General features: G+C 70.6%; 22 protein-coding genes. 11 read left to right on the forward strand and 11 right to left on the reverse strand.

Going from position 1 to position 21,373, the window contains the following annotated elements:
• Positions 1-15 precede the first annotated feature (15 nt).
• Together ACFQW6_RS08455 and ACFQW6_RS08460 are read right to left on the reverse strand one after the other, a co-directional pair.
• Positions 16-441, reverse strand: a complete 426-nt coding sequence (locus tag ACFQW6_RS08455) for a hypothetical protein (RefSeq protein ID WP_378543205.1) — start codon at positions 439-441, stop codon at positions 16-18.
• Positions 425-1,414, reverse strand: coding sequence for a cytochrome c oxidase assembly protein (locus tag ACFQW6_RS08460; protein WP_378543207.1), 990 nt, complete (start codon positions 1,412-1,414; stop codon positions 425-427). Before ACFQW6_RS08460 ends, ACFQW6_RS08455 begins: the two co-directional genes overlap by 17 nt.
• 146 nt (positions 1,415-1,560) lie before the next feature.
• On the opposite strand from ACFQW6_RS08460, the gene ACFQW6_RS08465 reads away from it, so the two are divergent.
• Genes ACFQW6_RS08465 through ACFQW6_RS08480 form a run of 4 tightly spaced genes read left to right on the forward strand, consistent with a single transcriptional unit; the run spans position 1,561 to position 5,910 of the window.
• On the forward strand, positions 1,561-2,130 hold the full coding sequence (locus ACFQW6_RS08465) for a heme-copper oxidase subunit III (RefSeq protein WP_378543623.1): 570 nt from the start codon (positions 1,561-1,563) through the stop codon (positions 2,128-2,130).
• 32 nt (positions 2,131-2,162) lie between these two features.
• Positions 2,163-3,035, forward strand: a complete 873-nt coding sequence (locus tag ACFQW6_RS08470; RefSeq protein WP_378543208.1) for a c-type cytochrome — start codon at positions 2,163-2,165, stop codon at positions 3,033-3,035.
• Between the two features lie 56 nt (positions 3,036-3,091).
• Positions 3,092-4,147, forward strand: a complete 1,056-nt coding sequence (locus ACFQW6_RS08475) for a Rieske 2Fe-2S domain-containing protein (protein WP_378543626.1) — start codon at positions 3,092-3,094, stop codon at positions 4,145-4,147.
• Entirely contained in the window at positions 4,144-5,910 is a 1,767-nt protein-coding gene (locus tag ACFQW6_RS08480) for a cytochrome bc complex cytochrome b subunit (protein WP_378543210.1), read from the forward strand. The genes ACFQW6_RS08475 and ACFQW6_RS08480 overlap by 4 nt, the downstream gene beginning before the upstream one ends.
• 81 nt (positions 5,911-5,991) lie before the next feature.
• On the opposite strand, the gene ACFQW6_RS08485 is transcribed toward ACFQW6_RS08480, so the two are convergent.
• The 5 genes from ACFQW6_RS08485 to coxB all read right to left on the reverse strand — a co-directional run bounded on the left by ACFQW6_RS08485 (position 5,992) and on the right by coxB (position 11,725).
• On the reverse strand, positions 5,992-7,155 hold the full coding sequence (locus ACFQW6_RS08485; RefSeq protein ID WP_378543212.1) for an RtcB family protein: 1,164 nt from the start codon (positions 7,153-7,155) through the stop codon (positions 5,992-5,994).
• Between the two features lie 121 nt (positions 7,156-7,276).
• On the reverse strand, positions 7,277-8,506 hold the full coding sequence (locus tag ACFQW6_RS08490) for an Ig-like domain-containing protein (protein ID WP_378543214.1): 1,230 nt from the start codon (positions 8,504-8,506) through the stop codon (positions 7,277-7,279).
• Positions 8,507-8,625: 119 nt separating this feature from the next.
• Complete coding sequence (locus tag ACFQW6_RS08495; RefSeq protein ID WP_378543216.1) at positions 8,626-9,024, reverse strand: cytochrome c oxidase subunit 4; 399 nt, start codon at positions 9,022-9,024, stop codon at positions 8,626-8,628.
• Positions 9,021-10,718: a cytochrome c oxidase subunit I gene (gene ctaD / locus ACFQW6_RS08500; protein WP_378543629.1), complete on the reverse strand. Its 1,698-nt coding sequence runs from the start codon at positions 10,716-10,718 to the stop codon at positions 9,021-9,023. The genes ACFQW6_RS08495 and ctaD overlap by 4 nt, the downstream gene beginning before the upstream one ends.
• Before the next feature lie 77 nt (positions 10,719-10,795).
• A complete protein-coding gene (coxB, locus tag ACFQW6_RS08505) occupies positions 10,796-11,725 on the reverse strand; it encodes a cytochrome c oxidase subunit II (RefSeq protein ID WP_378543218.1) in 930 nt (309 codons plus the stop codon).
• A gap of 151 nt (positions 11,726-11,876) precedes the next feature.
• Here coxB and ACFQW6_RS08510 point away from each other — a divergent pair, with 151 nt between their 5' ends.
• Both ACFQW6_RS08510 and ACFQW6_RS08515 read left to right on the forward strand, forming a co-directional pair.
• Positions 11,877-13,004: a cysteine desulfurase family protein gene (locus ACFQW6_RS08510; protein ID WP_378543220.1), complete on the forward strand. Its 1,128-nt coding sequence runs from the start codon at positions 11,877-11,879 to the stop codon at positions 13,002-13,004.
• Positions 13,001-13,255, forward strand: a complete 255-nt coding sequence (locus ACFQW6_RS08515) for a sulfurtransferase TusA family protein (RefSeq protein WP_378543222.1) — start codon at positions 13,001-13,003, stop codon at positions 13,253-13,255. The genes ACFQW6_RS08510 and ACFQW6_RS08515 overlap by 4 nt, the downstream gene beginning before the upstream one ends.
• A gap of 6 nt (positions 13,256-13,261) precedes the next feature.
• On the opposite strand, the gene ACFQW6_RS08520 is transcribed toward ACFQW6_RS08515, so the two are convergent.
• Positions 13,262-14,248, reverse strand: coding sequence for a carbohydrate kinase family protein (locus tag ACFQW6_RS08520; RefSeq protein WP_378543224.1), 987 nt, complete (start codon positions 14,246-14,248; stop codon positions 13,262-13,264).
• 64 nt (positions 14,249-14,312) lie between these two features.
• Between ACFQW6_RS08520 and ACFQW6_RS08525 the strand changes: the two genes are divergently transcribed.
• Positions 14,313-14,567: a hypothetical protein gene (locus ACFQW6_RS08525; RefSeq protein WP_378543226.1), complete on the forward strand. Its 255-nt coding sequence runs from the start codon at positions 14,313-14,315 to the stop codon at positions 14,565-14,567.
• 157 nt (positions 14,568-14,724) lie between these two features.
• On the opposite strand, the gene erpA is transcribed toward ACFQW6_RS08525, so the two are convergent.
• Positions 14,725-15,084, reverse strand: coding sequence for an iron-sulfur cluster insertion protein ErpA (gene erpA / locus ACFQW6_RS08530; protein ID WP_191196820.1), 360 nt, complete (start codon positions 15,082-15,084; stop codon positions 14,725-14,727).
• Positions 15,085-15,176: 92 nt separating this feature from the next.
• Positions 15,177-16,259, reverse strand: coding sequence for a glycerate kinase (locus ACFQW6_RS08535; RefSeq protein WP_378543228.1), 1,083 nt, complete (start codon positions 16,257-16,259; stop codon positions 15,177-15,179).
• Between the two features lie 41 nt (positions 16,260-16,300).
• Between ACFQW6_RS08535 and ACFQW6_RS08540 the strand changes: the two genes are divergently transcribed.
• Together ACFQW6_RS08540 and ACFQW6_RS08545 are read left to right on the forward strand one after the other, a co-directional pair.
• Positions 16,301-16,717, forward strand: a complete 417-nt coding sequence (locus ACFQW6_RS08540) for an SRPBCC domain-containing protein (protein WP_378543230.1) — start codon at positions 16,301-16,303, stop codon at positions 16,715-16,717.
• Positions 16,714-17,601 carry a GNAT family N-acetyltransferase gene (locus ACFQW6_RS08545; RefSeq protein ID WP_378543232.1) on the forward strand — a complete coding sequence of 296 codons (888 nt, stop codon included), beginning with the start codon at positions 16,714-16,716 and terminating at the stop codon, positions 17,599-17,601. The genes ACFQW6_RS08540 and ACFQW6_RS08545 overlap by 4 nt, the downstream gene beginning before the upstream one ends.
• A gap of 22 nt (positions 17,602-17,623) precedes the next feature.
• Here the strand turns inward: ACFQW6_RS08545 and ACFQW6_RS08550 are convergent, their stop codons facing one another.
• Entirely contained in the window at positions 17,624-18,850 is a 1,227-nt protein-coding gene (locus ACFQW6_RS08550) for a glucose-1-phosphate adenylyltransferase family protein (protein ID WP_378543234.1), read from the reverse strand.
• A 123-nt stretch (positions 18,851-18,973) separates the two neighbouring features.
• Between ACFQW6_RS08550 and nadA the strand changes: the two genes are divergently transcribed.
• Positions 18,974-20,158 carry a quinolinate synthase NadA gene (gene nadA, locus ACFQW6_RS08555; RefSeq protein WP_378543236.1) on the forward strand — a complete coding sequence of 395 codons (1,185 nt, stop codon included), beginning with the start codon at positions 18,974-18,976 and terminating at the stop codon, positions 20,156-20,158.
• Positions 20,159-20,176: 18 nt separating this feature from the next.
• Positions 20,177-21,361 (forward strand): winged helix DNA-binding domain-containing protein, encoded by a 1,185-nt coding sequence (locus ACFQW6_RS08560; RefSeq protein ID WP_378543238.1) that lies wholly within the window; start codon positions 20,177-20,179, stop codon positions 21,359-21,361.
• Positions 21,362-21,373 lie beyond the last annotated feature (12 nt).

Genomic DNA, 21,373 nt, shown 5'->3' on the forward strand with positions numbered 1-21,373 from the left:
ACCAGCGGTGAACGGTCAGGAGGTGGCGGGGACCGACGGCCGCAGCAGGGCGATGACGGCCTCGGCGAGCTGGATCGGGTCGATCGGGTGCGGGACGGCCGCCTCGGCGCGCGACCAGGTCGCGAGCCACGCGTCCTGCGGGCGGCCGGTGAGCACCACCACGGGCGGGCACTGGTAGATCTCGTCCTTGAGCTGCTTGGCGATGCCCATGCCACCGGCGGGGACGGCCTCGCCGTCGAGGATCGCGAGCGAGATGTCGCCGCGGTCCATGTTCTGCAGGACGACCGGCTCGGTGGCGACCTCGACGTACTCAAGCTCGGGGAGGTCGGGGTGCGGACGGCGGCCCAGCGCGAGGATGACCTGCTGGCGGGTGTTCACGTCGTCGCTGTAGACGAGGACCTTCAGGGCGCGGTCTGCGGCGGCATCAGTCACGAGACGCATCGTAACCGTCGTCACGGGCCCCGCGTGCCGAGGCATGCGTCACAGCGTCGGCCGGACGCGTACGCCGCTCCGCGAGGTCGAGCCGCCGGTCCTCGCGGGTCGCTTCCTTCATCGACGAGCGCACCCACTGGGTGAAGAGGACGCCGAAGAACACCACGCCGATGAGGTCGCCGGTGGCCCACAGGATCCCGCCGGCCAGGTGCTGGTCCTCGAGCATCGGCGGCAGCCAGGCGCCCATCGGTCCCTCGCGCAGCGCGAGGTAGTGCTCCTCGCCGATGAGCGTCGTCTGGCCCATGATCGTGACGCCCAGGAACGCGTGGAACGGCAGGGTCATGAGCACGAGGAGGACGCGGAACGGGTAGCTGACCCGGCCGGGCACCGGGTCGATGCCCATGAGCGGCCAGAAGAACAGCGTCCCGACCAGCACGAGGTGGATGTGCATCATCTGGTGCACGAACGACGAGCTGAGGCTGGCGTCGTACCACGGGCTGAAGTAGAGCGCCCACGGCGACGACACGTAGAGCACGAACGCCAGCGGCGGGAAGGCCAGCACCTTGGCCACGCGGGAGTGGAGCACCACCAGCAGCCACCGCCGCGGCGTCGCCGGCAGCGTCCGCAGGGCGAGGGTGACCGGTGCGCCGAGCGCCAGGGCGAGCGGCACGACCATCGACAGCACCATGTGCTGCACCATGTGGACGCTCAGCAGCGTGGTGTCGTAGATGCCCAGCCCTGACATGGTGGCGAAGGCGAACGAGCCCATCCCGACGACCACGAAGGCCAGCGTCCGACCGATGGGCCAGCGGTCTCCTCGGCGGTGCAGGACGGCGACACCGAGGCTGTACAGCCCGACCGCCCAGACGGTCACCACGAAGGGGATCGGGTCGATCCCCCAGTCCGTGAGCACGCGTCCGAGCGTGAATCTCGGGAGGACCTCGGCGGCGTCCGCGGAGAGGGTGAGGAGGGCGTTGTGCACGCTGTGAACTTTATGACGGGACAACACAGGGGGTCGGGGTGCCCCTTGTCCCCACCAACGGCCATAATGACTCCGTGGCGACAGCAACTGCGACGATCCCGGCCTCCCGTCTGCACGGGCACGACGACCGACCGAGCATGGTCAGCGTGGGCACCATCATCTGGCTCTCGAGCGAGCTGATGTTCTTCGCGGCGCTCTTCGCGTCCTACTTCACCATCCGCGCGGTCAGCCCCGAGCTGTGGGCGCAGGAGACGTCCAAGCTCAACGTGCCGTTCTCCACCGCCAACACCGCGATCCTGGTGGCGTCGTCCTTCGCCTGCCAGTGGGGCGTGTTCGCGGCTGAGCGCGGCCAGGTCGGACGCACCGGGGGCCTGCTCAACGTCGCCAAGTGGGGCCTGCGCGAGTGGTTCATCCTCACCTACGTCATGGGCGCCGTCTTCATCGGCGGCCAGGCCCTGGAGTACGCCGAGCTGGTCGAGCACGGCGTCACGATCCCGAGCTCCGCCTACGGCTCGATGTTCTACCTGACCACCGGCTTCCACGGCATCCACGTGGCCGGCGGACTGATCGCCTTCCTGTTCGTCCTGGGCCGCACCTACCTGGCCCGACGCTTCACCCACGAGCAAGCCGTCACAGCGATCGTCGTGTCCTACTACTGGCACTTCGTCGACGTGGTCTGGATCGGTCTGTTCTTCACGATCTACGTCATCCAGTAAGCACCGAACCGCAACCGGCAAGGACTCATCTCGTGCGTTTGCTCAACCGAACCGCTGGACGCCTCTCCCGGCATCGTCGGGGACCGCTTGCGGGCCTCGCCGTGCTGCTGCTGGGACTGCTCATCAGTGGCTCCCTCTACACGGTCCTCTCCCCCGCGCAGGCCGACTCGCAGGCGAGCGGGACCGAGCAGGTCGCGAAGGGCAAGGAGCTCTTCCTCGCCAGCTGCGCGTTCTGCCACGGCAAGAACGGCGAGGGCGTGCCCACGGTGCGCGACGGCTACCAGCTCGGCCCCTCGCTCGTCGGCGTCGGCGCTGCGGCCGTGGACTTCCAGGTCGGCACCGGCCGCATGCCGCTCGCCCAGCAGGGCCAGCAGGCGGAGCGCAAGCCCCCCGTGTTCAACGACGAGGAGGTCGCGGCGCTCGCGGCCTACGTCGCCTCGCTCGGCCCCGGCCCGGCCATCCCCGACGAGTCCGACTACTCGATCGAGGGCCTGTCGGAGGAGGAGCGCCAGGAGGCCATCTCCCGCGGCGGCCAGATCTTCCTGACCAACTGCACCGCGTGCCACAACTTCAACGGCGCCGGCGGCGCGATGCCGCGCGGTGGCTACGCTCCCTCGCTGCACGGCGTGGAGCCGAAGTACATCTACGAGGCGATGCTCACCGGACCTCAGCAGATGCCCAACTTCAGCAACGGCAACCTCTCCCCCGACGAGAAGCGGGACGTCATTGCCTACCTGGGTAGCCTCGAGGAGACCCCCGAGTACGCCGGATTCACCCTTGGCGGACTGGGCCCGGTTTCCGAGGGCCTCTTCGCCTGGGTGGTCGGCATCGGCGGACTGGTGGGCGCAGCAGTCTGGATCGCCTCGCACACGACCCGCAGCAAGAAGAGCAAGGTGAACGCGTGAGCAACGACAACCCCTCGACGCCGGCGCACCCCGTCAACGCGCCCGACGGCACGCCGCTGCCGTACGACTCCCACGTGCCCACCCACCGCGAGGGCGAGCCGATCGCCGACCCGGGGCTGCCGGCCCACACGTGGCGCCCCACCGACGTCGACCCCAAGGCCGAGAAGCGCGCCGAGCGCCAGATCGCGGCCATGTTCATCGCCGCGATGATCAGTGCCGTCCTGTTCGTGGTCGCCTACTTCGCCTTCGAGATCGGCGACAACTGGGACACCTTCGCCGGCCTCGGCGCGTCGACGGTCGCCCTCGGTCTGACCCTCGGTGTGAGCCTGCTGCTGATCGGCACCGGCATCATCCACCTGGCCCGCAAGCTGATGGCCGACCACGAGATCATCGAGATGCGCCACCCGGCCGCCTCCCCCCAGGAGGACCGCGACGCGACCGTGCAGGCGCTCAACGACGGGCTCGCCGAGGCCGGCATCGGCCGCCGCCCCCTCGTGCGCAACACCATGCTGGGCGCCGTCGGCGTGCTCGGCCTGCCCGCGGTCGTGCTGCTGCGTGACCTGGCTCCCGGCGACGCCCTCGACACGAGCAAGCTCGCGCACACGATCTGGGAGCCGGGCATGCGCCTGGTGCGCGACGTCGTCGGCACGCCCATCCTCGCGAGCGAGGTCGAGGTCGGCGACCTCATCAACGGCGCCCCGGAGGCGTTGTTCCCGACCGAGGAGAACGGCTACCCCGAGCTCCACGGCGCCGAGGAGCAGGCCGAGAAGGCCAAGGGCGCGATCATCATCGTCAGGATGGACCCCGCCGACATCACCCCGCTCAGGGGCCGCGAGAAGTGGACCGTCGACGGCATCATCTCGTACTCCAAGATCTGCACCCACGTGGGCTGCCCGATCTCCCTCTACGAGCGCACCACCCACCACGTGCTGTGCCCGTGCCACCAGTCGACCTTCGACCTCGCCGACCACGCGAAGGTCGTCTTCGGTCCGGCTGCCCGCCCCCTCCCCCAGCTGCCCATCGCGGTGGATGACGAGGGGTACCTGGTCGCCCAGAGCGACTTCGAAGAGCCCATCGGGGCAAGCTACTGGGAGCGTGAGAAGCAAAAGTGAGCACGGACTCCAGGATCGACACCAGCAAGGTCGCGACGACCAACGGCACCGACGCCGCGACTGGTTCCAAGCCCGGCGCTGCCGGTTCCCTGGCCTCGTGGGCCGACGACCGCCTCGGCCTGGCCACGGCGATGAAGAAGAACCTGCGCAAGGTCTTCCCCGACCACTGGTCGTTCATGCTGGGCGAGATCGCCCTGTGGAGCTTCGTGGTCCTGCTCCTCACGGGCGTCTTCCTGACCCTGTGGTTCAACCCCTCGATGGGTCACGTCACCTACGAGGGCTCCTACGACCAGCTCCGCGGCGTCGGGATGTCGGAGTCGATGGCCTCGACCCTCCACATCTCCTTCGACGTGCGCGGCGGCCTGCTGATGCGCCAGATGCACCACTGGGCCGCGGCGGTATTCATCGCCTCCATGATGGTGCACCTGCTCCGCGTCGCCTTCACCGGCGCCTACCGCAAGCCGCGCGAGCTCAACTGGGTCATCGGCTGCCTCCTGCTGCTGCTCGGCACCCTCGAGGGCTTCACCGGCTACTCCCTGCCCGACGACCTGCTCTCGGGCACCGGCGTCCGGGCCGCTGACGGGTTCCTCAAGGCGACCCCGGTCGTCGGCAGCTACATGTCGTTCCTGCTCTTCGGCGGCGAGTTCCCCGGCGAGGCGATCATCCCGCGCCTCTACATCATCCACGTGCTGCTGATCCCGGGCATCCTGCTCGCGCTGATCGCCGCCCACATGCTGCTGCTCGTCTACCACAAGCACACGCAGTGGCCCGGCCCCGGCCGCACCGAGCAGAACGTCGTGGGCTTCCCGATGCTCCCGGTGTACGCCGCCAAGGCCGGTGGCTTCTTCTTCATGGTCTTCGGCGTCATCGCGATCATGGGCGGCCTGCTGTCGATCAACCCGGTGTGGAAGTTCGGCCCCTACGACCCGACCAAGGTGACGGCCGGCTCGCAGCCCGACTGGTACATGGGCTGGCCCGACGGTCTGCTGCGCATCATCCCGACCGGCTGGGAGTCGGTGATCTTCGGCTACACGATCTCGTGGAACGTGATGCTGCCGATCCTCATCGTGCCCCCGTTGATGCTGGTCGTCCTGATGCTCCTGCCGTTCATCGAGGGTTGGATCACCGGTGACAAGCGCGACCACCACCTGCTCCAGCGCCCCCGCAACGCGCCGACGCGCACGGCCGTCATGGTGGCCCTGATGACCTTCTACGGCCTCGCCTGGGCCGCGGGCGGCAACGACATCATCGCCATCAAGATGGACCTCAGCATCAACCAGATCACCTACTTCATGCGGGTCGCGATCTTCCTCGGGCCGCTCCTGGCGTTCTGGATCACCCGTCGCTGGTGCATCTCGCTGCAGCGTCACGACAACGAGAAGCTGCTGCACGGCTACGAGACGGGCATCATCACCCGCTCCCCGGAGGGGCAGTACGCCGAGCGGCACCTGCCGATCAACGAGACGTCCGCCTACACCCTCACCGCGCGCGACCGGGACGAGATCCACACGGTCGGGAGCGACACCGACGCCTCCGGCGTGGCCGCACCCAACTCGCGCTCGGAGAAGCTGCGGGCCAGGCTCTCGTCGTGGATGTACAGCCACAACGTGCAGAAGCCCACGCGGGCCGAGCTCGAGGAGGCGCACCACCACGCCGAGCACGCGGCCGAGCTGCAGGCGGGCCTCGACCACCCGGTCGACGGTCACCAGTTCGACGACCACCGCCTGCGCGACACCGACGACGTGCCGCTGCGCGACCACTGATCGTCGTACGACACGCACGAGGGCCCGCCGGGATGACTCCCGGCGGGCCCTCTGCTCGTCCGGGGTGGCCGAGCCGGTGGCTCAGTCGCCCTTGACGTTGACCAGCTGCCGCAGCACGTGGCGCACGTCCACGAGGTCGGCCGCGTCGGCCATCACCCGGTCGATGTCCTTGTACGCCGCCGGGATCTCGTCGATGAACGCGTCGGTGTCGCGGTACTCGATCCCCGCCATCGCCGCCCGCAGGTCCTCGGCGGTGAACGTCTTCCGTGCCCGGGTCCGGGAGTACTCCCGACCGGCGCCGTGGGGTGCGGAGTTGAGCGACACGGGGTCGCCCTTCCCGACGACGACGTACGACGCCGTGCCCATCGATCCCGGGATCAGGCCCGGCCGACCCGCCTCGGCATTGATCGCGCCCTTCCGGGACAGCCACACGTCGCGGCCGTAGTGGTGCTCGGGCTCGGTGTAGTTGTGGTGGCAGTTGATCTCCTCCACCCGCTCCACGTCACCGTCGACCCACTCGGCGAGCTGGCGCACGACGCGGTCCATCATCTCCTCGCGGTTGAGCAGCGCGTAGGTCTGCGCCCACCGCATCTCGCGGATGTAGGCGTCGAACTCCTCTGTGCCCTCGGTGAGGTAGGCCAGGTCGCGGTCCGGCAGGTCCTCGCCCGCGCACAGCCCGCGGGCGACCGCGATGTGCTTCTGCGCGATCCGGTTGCCGACCCCTCGCGAGCCCGAGTGGAGGAACAGCCACACTCCCCCGGCCTCGTCGGCCGTGACCTCGATGAAGTGGTTGCCCGACCCGAGGGTGCCCAGCTGCAGGTCCCACCGCGTGGCGTACGACGCCGGGTCGAACCCGGCCTCGGACGCCAGCGCCCGCAGCTGCTCGAGCCGCTGCTCGGTGTGCTCGCGGCTGACCGTGCGGTTCGCGGCGCCGGCGTTGAGCGGGACGGCCCGCTCGATCGCCTGGCGCAGCGGCTTGCGGTCGCTGGGCAGGTCGTCCGTGGCGTACTGGGTGCGCACGGCGATCATGCCGCAGCCGATGTCCACGCCCACGGCGGCCGGGATGATCGCACCGAGGGTCGGGATGACCGACCCGACGGTGGCACCCAGGCCGAGGTGCGCGTCGGGCATCAGCGCGACGTGCGGGTGGATGAACGGCATCGTGGCCGCCTGCTCCGCCTGCGCGCGCGTGTTGTCCTCGAGGATCGACGCCCAGCTGACGAGCGTCGGGGTCAGGTTCTCCATCGTCCTTCCTTCTCTGGGAGGGTCCCGCGCTGGTGCGGGCCGACCCAGGACCCTACGTACCCGGAAACGGCTTGCGCCGCCCATTTCCGGTGCCGTAGGAGCGACGGCGGAGAGGCGCGCGTCAGCTGAGGGCGGAGCCCTGCTTCCAGGCGGCAGGGGCGAGGTTCCAGTCGCCGTAGCCGTTCTCGAGGGTCATCGGACGGTCGGTGCCGGTGTACTCCACGACGTCGCCACGCCGGGTCATGGCGTAGAGCCAGCCGGCGTCGGCGGTCGAAAGGCCGGTGCAGCCGTGGGACACGTTGGCGTAGCCCTGCGAGCCCTCCGACCACGGTGCGGCGTGGATGAACTCGCCCGAGTACGTGACCCGCATCGCCCAGCGCACGTCGTCGATGTCGTACGCCTCGGGGCTGTTGCGGTTGATGCCGACCGTCTCGGAGTTCATCCGGCGGGTCTCGAACTTCTCCATGATCACCTTCACCCCGGAGCGGGTGGTGAAGCCCGGCTTGCCGGTGGTGATCGGGAGCGTGCGGAGCAGCTCGCCGTTGCTGAAGACCTGCATCCGGTGCGTCTGGGCGTTGACCTTGTAGACGTGGGCATCGCCGACGTGGAAGGACAGCTGACGGTCCTCCTGGCCGTAGATGCCGTTGCCGGCGGGGAGGCTGTTGAGGTCGAGGTCGACCGAGACGTCGGTGCCCGCCTTCCAGTAACGGACCGGGCGGAAGTGCGCCTCGTTGTCGCTCAGCCAGTACCACGAGCCCTTCTGGGCAGGGGTGCTGATGACGTTCATGTGCTTCTCGAACAGCGCCCGGTCGGTGACCGGGACGTCGAAGGTGACGACGACCGGCATGCCGACACCGACGGTCTCGCCGTCCAGCGGGGCGATCGAGGGGTAGGTCTGCTGGTCGAGCGTCAGGTCGACGGTGTGGAAGGCCCGGGTGCGCTCGACCGCCTCGCCGTCGGAGCGGGTCGCCGACGCGGAGATCCGGTAGTCGGTGCCGGGCTCGAGCAGCGACGTGGAGGTCCACGTGCCGCCCTCGACCCGGCCCTCGACCGGCCCGGCCGCGGACGTGATGCGGACGTCGGACAGGTCACCGCCCTCGGTCGACACGGTCACCGGCGCGTCGATCGGCACCGACCTGGCGTCGGTGAAGCTGGTTTTCAACCGCACGGGCTCGACCTGGACGGCCTGCGACGCACCCGGGGCGTCGCCGGGACCGTCCGGGGAGGCGTCGTCGTCGGGCGTGGAGGTGCTGCTGCACGCGGCCAGGCCGGCGGAGAGCATCAGCAGCGCCGCCGCGGCCGCCGTACGACGATGCGCGGGACGCGTGGACCTGAGCGCGCGAGTGCGCATGCGACGTGACCCCCATGGAGAGCCGCCCGAACGGGCGGTGGAACAGAAGAACCCGTCCAGCGTACGTCGCGGACGGGTTCTTCTGGAATTCCACACCACGGGCGTGGCACGGGCCTCGCTCAGTGGGCGTGCTCGCCCCGGTAGTACTCGAAGACGAAGCCGCAGGTGACGACGGCACCGGCGGTGAAGCCGATGATGACCAGCCACCAGGCCGACATCGCGGTGCCGTAGACGATCAGGCCGAGGGCGAGGGCGCACCAGAGCGGCCACCAGGAGTATGGCGGGAAGAAGCCCAGCTCACCGGCCCCCTCGGCGATCTCGCCCTCCTTGCGGTCCTCCGGCCGCGGGTCCATGCGCGAGGCGTGGAACCCGAGGTAGAGGGTGATCATCGCGGTGAGCAGGGCGGTCATCACCAGGGCGGAGGTGCCGGTCCAGTCCTCGGAGAGGAACCAGTAGCCCGGAGCGACCACCGCCACGAACACGGTGGTGATCCCGAAGATCCATGCCTCGGCCTTCATCGGTCCCTCTCCTCGTCGGTGCTGTCGGCGGGCAGGCCCGCGCGGTCGCGCAGCATCTCCTCGCGGCCGGCCACCTCGGGCGCGTCGGCCACCTCACCGTCGCGCTCGGCGTCGTTGTCGGCCAGCTCGAGCAGCGCCACCTCCGGGTGGTGCAGGTCGAAGGCGGGCGACTCCGAACGGATGCGCGGCAGCGTGTGGAAGTTGTGGCGCGGCGGCGGGCAGCTGGTCGCCCACTCGAGCGAGCGGCCCCAGCCCCACGGGTCGTCCACGGCCACCTTCGGCGCCCTGGCCGAGAGGTATACGTTGAGCAGGAAGGGCAGCGTCGACGCGGCCAGCAGGAACGAGCCCACCGTGGAGACCTGGTTGAGCGTGGTGAAGCCGTCCTCTGGGAGGTAGTCGGCGTAGCGACGCGGCATGCCCTCGACACCCAGCCAGTGCTGGACGAGGAAGGTGGTGTGGAAGCCGACGAACAGGACCCAGAAGTGCAGCTTGCCGAGGCGCTCGTCGAGCATCCGGCCGGTCATCTTGGGCCACCAGAAGTAGAACCCGGCGAACATCGCGAACACCACGGTGCCGAAGACGACGTAGTGGAAGTGCGCCACCACGAAGTAGGAGTCCGACACGTGGAAGTCCAGGGGCGGGCTGGCCAGGATGACACCGGTGAGGCCACCGAAGAGGAAGGTCACCAGGAAGCCGATCGACCACAGCATCGGGGTGTCGAACGACAGGGACCCGCCCCACATCGTGCCGATCCAGTTGAAGAACTTCACGCCCGTCGGGACGGCGATGAGGAAGGTCATGCCGGAGAAGAACGGCAGGTCGACCGCGCCGGTGACGAACATGTGGTGCGCCCACACGGCCACCGACAGCATCGCGATGCCGAGGGTCGCCGCGACCAGGCCGACGTAGCCGAAGATCGGCTTGCGGCTGAACACCGGCAGGATCTCGGACACGATGCCGAAGAACGGCAACGCGATGATGTAGACCTCCGGGTGGCCGAAGAACCAGAACAGGTGCTGCCACAGGATCGGGCCGCCGTGCGACGGGTCGAACACGTGGGCGCCGAGGATCCGGTCGGCCTCCAGCGAGAGCAGCGCCCCCGCGAGGATCGGGAACACCATGATCACGAGCATGCTGGTGATCAGCGTGTTCCACACGAAGATCGGCATCCGGAACATCGTCATGCCGGGCGCGCGCATGCAGATGATGGTCGTGATGAAGTTGACGCCACCGAGGATCGAGCCGAGACCGGCCATCCAGAGGCCCATGATCCAGAGGTCGCCACCCACACCCGGACTGCGTACGGCGTCGGAGAGCGGCGTGTAGGCGAACCAGCCGAAGTCGGCGGCTCCCGACGGGGTCAGGAAGCCGGACCCGGCGATGAGGCCGCCGAAGAGGAACAGCCAGTAGCTGAACATGTTGAGGCGGGGGAACGCGACGTCGGGCGCACCGATCTGCAGCGGCATGATCACGTTGGCGAAGCCGAAGAACAGCGGCGTCGCGAACAGCAGCAGCATGATCGTGCCGTGCATCGTGAACAGCTGGTTGTAGAGCTGCTCGTTGACGACCTGCTGGCCGGGGTAGGCCAGCTCGGCCCGGATCAGCATCGCCATCAGGCCGGCAGCCAGGAACCAGGCGAACGAGGTGGCGAGGTACATCTTGCCGATCAGCTTGTGATCGGTGGTGGTCAGCATGCGGACGACCTGCTGGCCCAGCGGCTTGCGCTCGGGCGGCGGTGTCGCGGCCTGGGGAGCGGCAGAGGTTGCGGCGGTCACTCCTGGCTTCCTTCCTGGGACTGGCTCTCACCGAGTCCGGTCTGCGTGGTGGCGTCGGAGCCGCCCAGGAGCGGCTCGGCGGCGGTCTGACCGGCGGCCTCGAGCTCCTCGAGGTAGGCCTGGTAGTCCTCCTGGCTCACCACCTCGACGTTGAAGAGCATCCGCGAGTGGTAGACGCCGCAGAGCTCGTAGCACTTGCCGGCGTACGTGCCCTCGACGGTCGGCGTGACCTGGAGCTTGTTGACACGACCCGGGATGACGTCCATGCGGGTCAGGAACGACGGCACGCCGAAGTTGTGGATCACGTCGGGCGAGTGCAGGTTGAACTGGATCCGCTGGTCGACCGGAAGCACCAGCGTCGGGATCTCGTTGCCGTCGCCGACGGTGTAGACGTAGTCCTCGTAGGCGAAGTCGGGCTCACCGTCCACGAAGTCACCGACGGCGTCCGGGTTCTGCTCACCGACGCCGTAGTTGAAGGTCCAGGTCCACTGCTGGCCCATGACCTCCACGGTCACGTCGGGCTCGGTGCCGATCTCGGTCACCACGTCCTGCACGCGCACGGTGTGGAAGAAGAACACGACGCACATCAGGACCGGGGCGATCGTGTAGAAGACCTCGAGCGGCAGGTTGTAGCGCGTCTGCCGCGGCACCTCGTCGTCGCTGCGGCGGCGGAACTTCACCACGGCGTAGAAAATGAGGCCCCAGACGATGACGCCGGTCACCATGGCGGCGACCCACGCCCACTTCCAGAGCTCGTAGGTGTAGGGACCCTGCTCACTGGCCCGGTCGGGCATCGCGAGGTTGCGGATCTGGTGCGTGTCGGCCTCGGAACATCCGGCCAGCACCAGCATCGTCACGCCCAGCAGCGCGACCCTCAGGGTGCGCCGCAGGGACGCACCTGAAAGGTTGGGGACTTGCAGACCCACTGACGAGCCTCTCTCTCGGTCCTTCTCGACACAGAGAGGGTATCCCCATCTGGCAGCGTCGTGCGGGGCAGGGTCGGGTGTCGGCGGATCTGCAGGGGTCGTGGTCCGTCCGCCCGCACGCAGGCGCCTGCGGGTGGCATAAGTTGCCCCTGTGACTGCCACTCCGGCCCGGTCCGCCGACCTCGACAGCGCGTCATCGGCGCCCCTGCACCCGGCGGCGCGCGAGGTCCTCCTGGCGGCTCTCGACCGGGGCTACGCCGACCCGCGCCGGCTGCACGGCTCCGGCCGCGACGCACGGCTGCTGCTCGACAACGCGCGGGAGGCCACCGCCGACGCGCTGGGCGTGCGGCCCGACGAGGTCACCTTCACCCCCAGCGGCACGCACGCCGTCCACCTGGGGCTGCTCGGACTGCTGCGGGGCTCACGACGCGGGAGCGCGGTCGTGCACTCCGCCGTCGAGCACTCGGCCGTGCGCCACGCGGTGGCGTGGGGCGCGCGGCCGGTCGAGGTCGGCGTCATGGGCGACGGCCGGGTCCACGACGGCGACCTCGTCGAGGGCGCCATCGCACCGGAGGTCGGGGTGGTGGCGCTGCAGACGGCCAACCACGAGGTCGGCACCGTCCAGGACGTCGGCGAGCTCGAGCTGCCGAACGACGTCCCGCTGTTCACCGACGCGTGCGCCTCGATGGGCCGGCTGCCCCTTCCCGAGGGCTGGGCGGCGGCCGCGGGCTCGGCCCACAAGTGGGGTGGCCCCGCGGGCGTCGGCGTGCTGCTCGTCCGCAAGCGAGCGAGGTGGCGCAACCCGTTCCCCGGCGACGACCGCGTCGACGAGCGCGCGACCGGCTTCGAGAACGTCCCCGCGGTCCTTGCCGCGGCGGCCGCGCTGCAGGCGGTGGTGGCCGAGCGCGACGAGGTCAACGCCCGCCAGCACGAGCTCGTGGATGTCGTACGCCGACGGGTGGCTGCTGAGGTGCCCGACGTGGAGGTCGTCGGCGACCCCGACCGCCGTCTCCCCCACCTGGTGACGTTCTCCTGCCTGTACGTCGACGGCGAGGCCCTGGTGACCGAGCTCGACAGGCGTGGCTTCGGCATCGCGAGCGGCTCGGCCTGCACCGCCTCGACCCTGACCCCGAGCCACGTGCTGGAGGCGATGGGCGTGCTGACGCACGGCAACGTCCGGCTCTCGCTGCAGCGCGACACCACGCGCGCCGACGTCGACGCCTTCTGCGACGCGCTGCCCGGGCTCGTCGCCGAGATCCGGTCGCGGGTGGGCCTGTGACGGCGTCCGGGTCCGGCTGGCAGGTGGCCCTCGAGCTCGACTGCCGCGACATGCCGTGCCCGATGCCGGTCATCGAGCTCGCGCGCCACCTCGGCGACGTCCAGGTCGGCGACCTGCTGGCGGTGGTTGCCCGGGACCCGGCCGCGGCGGTCGACGTACCGGCCTGGTGCCGGATGAAGGCTCAGGACTACGTCGGGGCCGACACCGCCGACGACGGCGCCCAGCGCTACGTCGTACGACGCCTCAGCTGAGCCGCGTCACGGCCGGATGGTCTGCAGGTGCGGCTGGAAGTCGGCGACGGCCTCGTCGCCGTAGGTCGCCGCACACCGGGCGAGGAAGTCGGCGCGGGAGATCTCGTACTCCTGGGTGCCGACCTGCTCGACGACGTACACGGCGAGCAGGCAGCCGAGCTGGGCGGCGCGCTCGTGGCCGAGGCCCCAGCTGAGGGCGGCGAGGAAGCCGGCGCGGAACGCGTCCCCGACGCCGGTCGGCTCGACCTTCTCGATCTCCGGCACCGCCGCGACGACGACCGACTCCTCGCCCTCGCGGTCGATGCGCACACCGGCGGGACCGAGGGTGACCACCCAGGTGCCGACCCGAGAGAGGACCTCCTCGCGGCTCCAGCCGGTCTTCTGTGTGATCAGGCTGGCTTCGTACTCGTTGGAGAACAGGATCTCGGCCCCGTCGATGAGCGGACGGATCAGGTCGCCGTCACCGAACGCGAGCTGCTGGGAGGGGTCGGCGAGGAACGGGTAGCCGCGCGTGCGGCACTCCTCGGTGTGACGGAGCATGCCCTGCGGGTCGTCGGGGCCGATGATGACGTAGTCCGGGGGGCCGACACGGTCCACGATCGGCTTGAGCTCCATCTCGCGCGACTCGCTCATCGCGCCGGCGTAGAAGCTGGCGATCTGGGCGTGCGCGCTGTCGTTGGTGCACACGAAGCGGGCGGTGTGGCGGGTCTCCGAGACGTGGACGGAGTCGCAGTCGACGTTGTGGCGCTCCAGCCACGCGCGATAGTCGGCGAAGTCCTCGCCGACCGCCCCGACCAGCACCGGGCGCAGGCCCAGGTTGCCGAGTCCGAAGCAGATGTTGGCGGCGCAACCGCCCCGTCGTACCTCGAGGTCCTCGACGAGGAAGGACACCGAGAGCTTGTCGAGCTGGTCGACCACCAGGCTGTCGGCGAACTTGCCCGGGAAGGACATCAGGTGGTCGGTCGCGATCGATCCGGCTACGAGGAGGGACACGCCGCGAGACACTACCCCGCGGTACGGCTCGGGATACGCATCAGTAGCCAATAGCGTCGACCCCATGACGACGTCCCGACGCCCCGCACCCCTCTTCAGCGACGAGCTGGGCACCCCCGCCGAGATGGCCGCCGACGGCCGGGAGACCAGCCGCAACCTCGGTCTGCAGAGCCGCCTCGAGCGCGCCGCCCGGGCCGCCGTCGCCCCCGCCCCCAGCCTGTACTTCGACGACTACCCGGCCGAGGTCGGCAAGCGCGAGATCCGGGTCTCCGACGCGGCGGCCCGCATCGCCAACGCGCTCCACCTGCACCTGGACTAGCAGCCCGCGTACGACGAAGGGCCCCAGCCAAGTCGGCTGAGGCCCTTCGTCATGTCTCGGGTTTCGACGCGGCCGTCGCGACCTCGTTCCTCGGTCGTGGGCCTTGCTCAACCTGGCCGCTCTTCGGGACTTCGCAAGCTCAGCCCCGAGCGTCACATCAGTGGAACGAGTCGCCGCAGGCGCACGAGCCGGTGGCGTTGGGGTTGTCGATCGTGAAGCCCTGCTTCTCGATGGTGTCGACGAAGTCGATCTCGGCACCGTTGAGGTAGGGGACACTCATCCGGTCCACGACCACGGTCACGCCGTCGAAGTCGGTCGTCACGTCGCCGTCGAGGGTGCGCTCGTCGAAGAAGAGCTGGTAGCGGAGGCCCGAGCAGCCACCAGGCTGCACGGAGATCCGAAGGGCCAGGTCGTCACGACCCTCCTGCTCGAGGAGGCTGTTGATCTTGCTGGCGGCGACTGCAGAAAGGTTGATCTGGTCGGTGCGGCGCTCAGTGGTCTCGACCTGCTCGGTCATCTCATCACTCCAGAAGTCTCGGGTACTGCTTGCCTCAATGGTCGCACATCGAGGGTTATTCCCCGAGGTCGCGGGAGCTGCGCGGGACCGCGTCAGCGCGACCAGGTGCGCGCGACGCGGGCGGCGAGGTCGGCGAGGGCGTCGGCGGGGGCGCTGAAGGCGCGCTCCTCCCCCACGAGGTCCACGAGGGAGTACGCCGACTCGATGCCGAGGGCGCGCATCTCGCGCGAGCCGACGAGCACCTGGCCGGCGAGGGCGATGCAGGGACGCAGGGCCTCCGAGGCAACGGCGGCCACGCCGTAGGGCACCTTGCCGGCCCGGCTCGAGAAGTCGAAGGAGCCCTCGCCGGTCACGACCAGGTCGGACGCGCGGGCCCGGTCGGCCAGCGACACCGCGGACGCGACCAGCTCGATGCCCGGCTCCCGGGAGGCGCCGAGGACGAGGAGGGCGTAGCCGATGCCGCCTGCGGCGCCGGCGCCCTTCTCCAGCGACGTACGCCGGTCGGTGGCAGCGGCGAAGGCCTCGAGCCACCCGTCCACCTCGGCGATCCGGTCCTCGGCGACGCCCTTCTGCGGGCCGAAGGTCTTCGTGGCGCCGAAGAGCCCGGTCAGCGGGTTGTCCACGTCACTGGCCGCCACGAGCGTGACTCCGTCCAACCGCGAGCGTGCCGCGGACAGGTCCACCGTCGTCACGGCTCCCAGCGGAGCGGCCCCGCCATCGAGCACGCCGTCGGCCTGCGCCCCGAGGGCGGCCAGCACCCCCGCGCCGCCGTCGTTGGTGCCGGTCCCGCCCAGGCCGACCACGACGGTCGTGGCCCCACCGGCGACCGCGGCCAGCACCAGCTCGCCCACCCCCGCGCTCGAGGCGGTCGCGACAGGACCGGAGACCAGGTGCAGGCCGGCCGCCTGCGCGCTCTCGACGTACGCCGTCGTGCCGACGCGCAGCACCACCGCCGGCACCGGGTCGCCGTGCGGCCCGGCGACCGTCACGGCGTCGAGCGACCCGCCGAGGGCGGCGTGCAGGACGTCGACGAAACCGGGGCCGCCGTCGGCCATCGGAGCGAGGTCGAGCTCGTCGTCCGGGGCGTGCCGGCGCCAGCCGGTGGCGACCGCCTCCGCGGCCTGCACCGCGGTGAGGGTGCCGGCGAACTTGTCGGGGGCGATCAGCACGCGCATGGCTGCATCCTTGCAGCGGTCGCGTCGGGCATGCTTGCCGCATGAGTGTCGAACCCATCACCGCCGAGGTCATGGTCCCGGTGACCCCCACCGAGGCGTTCGTCGGCTTCACCGCCCAGATGGGCGAGTGGTGGGACCCCATGCTCAGCCCCGACCCGCCGACCTTCAACGGCATCGCCATCGATCCCAACGGCCCCGTCGCGTCCGTGCACGGCGACGAGCAGTACGTCTGGGGGCGGGTGCTCGAGTGGGACCCGATCGGTCGCTACACCCAGGAGTTCTGGCTCGGCCACGCCGAGGAGCAGCCGACCAGGCTCGACGTGAGCTTCACCGACGCGGATGGCGGCACCCTGGTGCACCTCGAGCACGGCGGCTGGGTCGACGGCAGCGAGGACGTCCGCGCGACGTACACCCACTGGGACGACCTGCTCCAGCGCTACGCCGCGCACGTGTCGTGACCTCTTCGGTCGTCCGCCCGATGCGCGTGGAGGACCTGGAGGCCTTCGCCGAGATCACCGCGACCTCCTACCACGAGGTCGACACCCGCACCCACCAGCGCGCCTGGCCCGACCCCGTACGCCGTCCCGCCGCCCGCAACGGCCACTGGATCAGACGGACCGGGCAGGCGCTGATCACCGACCCAGGTGGCTGCTGGGTCGCCGAGGTCGACGGCGAGGTGGTCGGCGGCGCGGTGTCGCGGGTCCGCGAGCTGATGTGGATCCTCGCGTCGTTCGCCGTCCGGCCCGAGCACCAGGGGCGCGGCATCGGCACCGAGCTGATGGCGGCGGCCCTGCACCACGGCCGGGGGTGCCTGCGCGGCATGTTCGCCGCCAGCGCGGACCCGGCCGCCGTACGCCGCTACCGGCTCGCCGGCTTCGACCTGCACCCGCAGATGATGCTGACCGGGGTGGTCGACCGGAGCGCGATCCCGGTGGTGGACCGGGTCCGCGAGGGCACGGCCGGCGACGTGGACCTGATGGACTCCGTCGACCGCCGCACGCGCGGCGCGGCCCACCTCGGCGACCACGAGCTGCTGCTCGCCCAGTTCAGGCTGCTCGTCACCGACCACTCGACCGGCTCGGGCTACGCCTACGTCGACGACGACGGCTCGCCGGTGCTGGTGGCGGCCACCAACCGGCGTACGGCGTCGGGGCTGGCGTGGGAGGCGCTGGCGTCCTCGTCGCCGGGCGCGCAGGTGTCGGTCCACCACATCACGGCGGCCAACGGCTGGGCGCTCGACGTGGGGCTGGCCGCACGGATGGCGATCTACACCAACGGCTACCTGTGCCTGCGGCGGATGAAGCCGCCGGCGCCCTACCTGCACCACGGCTCGCTGCTCTAGCCCGCGCCGTCCGGGTGGCGCGTCAGGTGGCCGAGCCCGGCTCCAGTCGCGCGCCTGCGGCCACGGTGCCCGAGACCCGTGAGTCGCGGCCCACGAGCACGAGGTCGTCGTCGTCGGCCACGCGTCGCGACGGCTTCCCGCCGACCCGCGACTTCGCGAGCACCTCGCAGCGCTCGTCGAGCACGGCGGTGCGCACCACCGCTCCCGCCCGGATCACGCAGTCCTGCATCACCACGCTGTCGTGGACCTCCGCGCCCCTCTCCACCACGACGCCGGGGCCCAGCACGCTGCCCGCGACGAGGCCGGCGACGTCCGCCCCCGGCGACAGCATCGAGTCCCGGCACTGCCCCGCCCCCCGGACGCGGGCGGCAGGACGGTCGGGCCAGTGGGAGATGACCGGACGGCCCGGGTGGTCGAAGACGTCGACCCGTCCGGCGAGCAGGTCGCGGTGGGACTGCAGGTAGAGGCTCGGCTGGCCGACGTCGCGCCAGTAGCCGGTGAGCGGGACCGCGACGGTCTTCCCGGTCTCCACCAGGCGCGGGAGGAGGTGCTCCCCGAAGTCACCGATGCCGCTGTCGTCGTCGTCGGTCTCCGCCGACAGCTCGCGACGGAGGTCGCGCAGCGTCGCCAGCAGGACCTCGGTGTCGTAGACGAAGATCTCGGTCGCGACCGTGCCCGCCGAGGGTCGCGACGGCTTGTGCTCCACGCCGGTGACGGTGCCGTCGGGGCCCGCGAGGACGACGACGTTGTCCGAGGCGTCCTTCTTGGTGACCTCGCTGGTCAGCACGGTGGCCACGCGGCCGGCGGCCACGTGCGCCTCGATCACGGGCGCGAGGTCCATGTTGAAGACGTGGTCGGCGCTGCACACCACGAGCGTGCGCGCTCCGAACGCCTCGATGTCGGCCGACATCCGCAGCAGCAGGTCGCCGTTGCCGTGGGCGAAGCCGCTCTCCGTCGCCGGGCCGGTGCCGGTCTGCGGGACGATGCGCCGGAAGCCGCCCCGGTTGCGGTCCAGGCTCCACGGACGCCCCCCGGACAGGTAGTCGTCGATCGAGGTGACCTGGTACTCCAGCGACACCCAGACGTCGGCCAGGTCGGCGTGCACCAGCCCCGACAGGGCGAAGTCGATCAGCCGGTGCACCCCGCCGTACGGCAGCGCGGGCTTGGCCCGCTCGCGCGTCAGCACGTCCATCCGGGACCCCTGGCCCCCGGCCTGCACCAGGGCAAGCACCTCACCGCGTCGTGGCATGGCCGAAGCATGGCACCCGCGGTCACCGTCCCGCGTCCCCTCCTAGGATGAGGTCATGACGTTCACCCCACGACGTTCTTCTCCCCCGCTGCGCTCCTCCCAAGAACGCCGCGGGGACCCCGAGTGAGCGTCGTCGACCTGCCGCTCCTCCCCCTCGGCAAGGGCCGCGACCTCGACGCCGAGCGCGGCGTGGAGTGTCCCGGCGACCTGCCGGCGGCGTCCGACCCCGACCTGGTCGCCAGGGCGCGCGCGGCCAAGGAGGCGCTGGGCGAGCGGGTCTTCGTCCTGGGACACCACTACCAGCGCGACGAGGTCATCCAGTTCGCCGACGTCACCGGCGACTCCTTCAAGCTGGCCCGCGACGCAGCGGCCCGCCCCGACGCGGAGTTCATCGTCTTCTGCGGCGTCCACTTCATGGCCGAGTCCGCCGACATCCTCACCTCGCCGAGCCAGCAGGTGGTCCTCCCCGACCTCGCCGCCGGCTGCTCGATGGCCGACATGGCCCGTCTGCGCCAGGTCGAGGACGCCTGGGACGCGATGGCCGACGCAGGCATCCAGGACTCCGTCGTCCCGGTGACCTACATGAACTCCAGCGCCGACATCAAGGCGTTCTGCGGTCGCAACGGCGGCGTCGTGTGCACCTCGTCCAACGCCGACGTCGCGCTGGACTGGGCATTCGCCCAGAAGGCCCACCTCGACGAGGGCGCCAAGGTGCTCTTCCTGCCCGACCAGCACCTGGGCCGCAACACCGCCGTGCTCCAGATGGGCATCGGCCTCGACGAGTGCGTCGTGTGGGACCCGCTGCAGCCCGGCGGCGGCCTGACCGCGGAGGAGCTCCAGAAGGCGCGGATGATCCTCTGGAAGGGCCACTGCTCGGTCCACGGCCGCTTCTCCGAGGACGTCGTCGACGAGCTGCGTGCCCAGCATCCCGGCATCAAGGTGCTGGTCCACCCCGAGTGCAAGCACGAGGTGGTGCTCAAGGCCGACCTCGTCGGCTCCACCGAGTTCATCATCAAGACCATCGAGGCTGCCGAGCCCGGCACGGTCTGGGCCATCGGCACCGAGCTCAACCTGGTCAAGCGCGTCGCCGACGCCCACCCCGACAAGACGATCGTCTTCCTCGACCGCAACGTCTGCTACTGCTCGACGATGAACCGCATCGACCTCCCGCACCTCGTCTGGGCCCTCGAGAGCCTGGTCGCGGGCACCGTGGTCAACCGGATCACCGTCGACCCCGACACCGAGGCCGATGCCCTCGTGGCGCTCCAGCGGATGCTCGACCTGCCCGGCAAGTCGCACCGCGACTGAGCGACCGGGGCGACGACGATGGCACGGCGACGGATCAGCGACTCCGAGCGCCGCAGCCGGATCGCCGTACGCCACGCGCTGGCGCCCGGGCACCGGCTGACCGACGTCGCCGCGGTGACCCGCTCGATGACGGTCCTGCACGCGACCGAGGCGGCCACCGTGCACCTCGCGGTCGCCGCGCGGGCCGAGGGGGTCAAGCCCGAGGACGTCGACGCGGAGCTGTACGACGCCCGGTCGGTGGTGAAGCAGCTCGCGATGCGGCGGACGCTGTTCGTCTTCCCACGTGAGCTGCTGCCCGCGGCGTGGGGCAGCGCCTCGGCACGGGTGGCGACCTCGGAGCGCAAGAGGATCGCCAAGGCCATCGCTGCCGGCGGCATCGCCCCCGACGGGGAGGCGTGGCTCGACGCCGCCCGCGAGGCGACCCTCGCCCGCCTGGCGGAGGGGCCGGCGACGACCGCCGAGCTGCGGGCCCAGGTCCCGGAGCTGGCCGGGATGGTCGGCGGCACGACGGACAAGGCCTACGACCGGCCGGTGCCGGTGGCCCCGTGGGTGCTCACGCACCTCGGCCTCGAGGGGAAGGTGCTCCGAGGGCGCAACGCCGGGCACTGGCGACTCAACAAGCCGACCTGGACGACCGCCGAGGACTGGCTGGGCGTCGTGGACGAGCCACTCGGCGAGGACGCCGGCTACGCCACGCTGGTGCACCAGTGGCTGACCACCTTCGGCCCGGGCACCGCGGCCGACATCCAGTGGTGGCTGGGCTCGACCAAGACGGCCGTCACCCGGGCCCTGGCAGACATCGGCGCCGTCGAGGTGGACCTCGACGACGGGACGACGGGCTGGGTCCACCCCTCCGACGAGGACGCCGGACCGGTCGAGCCGTGGGCGGCGCTGCTGCCGACGCTCGACCCCACGGTGATGGGCTGGAGGACGCGTGGCTTCTACCTCTCCCAGGAGCACGTGCCGTACCTCTTCGACACCAACGGCAACGCCGGCACCACGGCCTGGTGGGACGGTCGCATCGTGGGCTGCTGGGTCCAGGACCAGGAGGGCGTGGTGCGGCTGTCCCTGCTCGAGGACGTGGGGCCCGACGGGCTCGCCGCCCTCGAGCTCGAGGCGCAACGGCTCACCGCCTGGCTCGACGGCACCGTCATCGGCAACGTCTACGCCTCGCGGCAGATGAAGCAGGCGAGGCTGCCCTGACCCCGGCGCGTC

This window comes from Nocardioides sp. GCM10028917, from assembly GCF_042666175.1.
In the GTDB taxonomy this organism is placed as follows: domain Bacteria; phylum Actinomycetota; class Actinomycetes; order Propionibacteriales; family Nocardioidaceae; genus Nocardioides.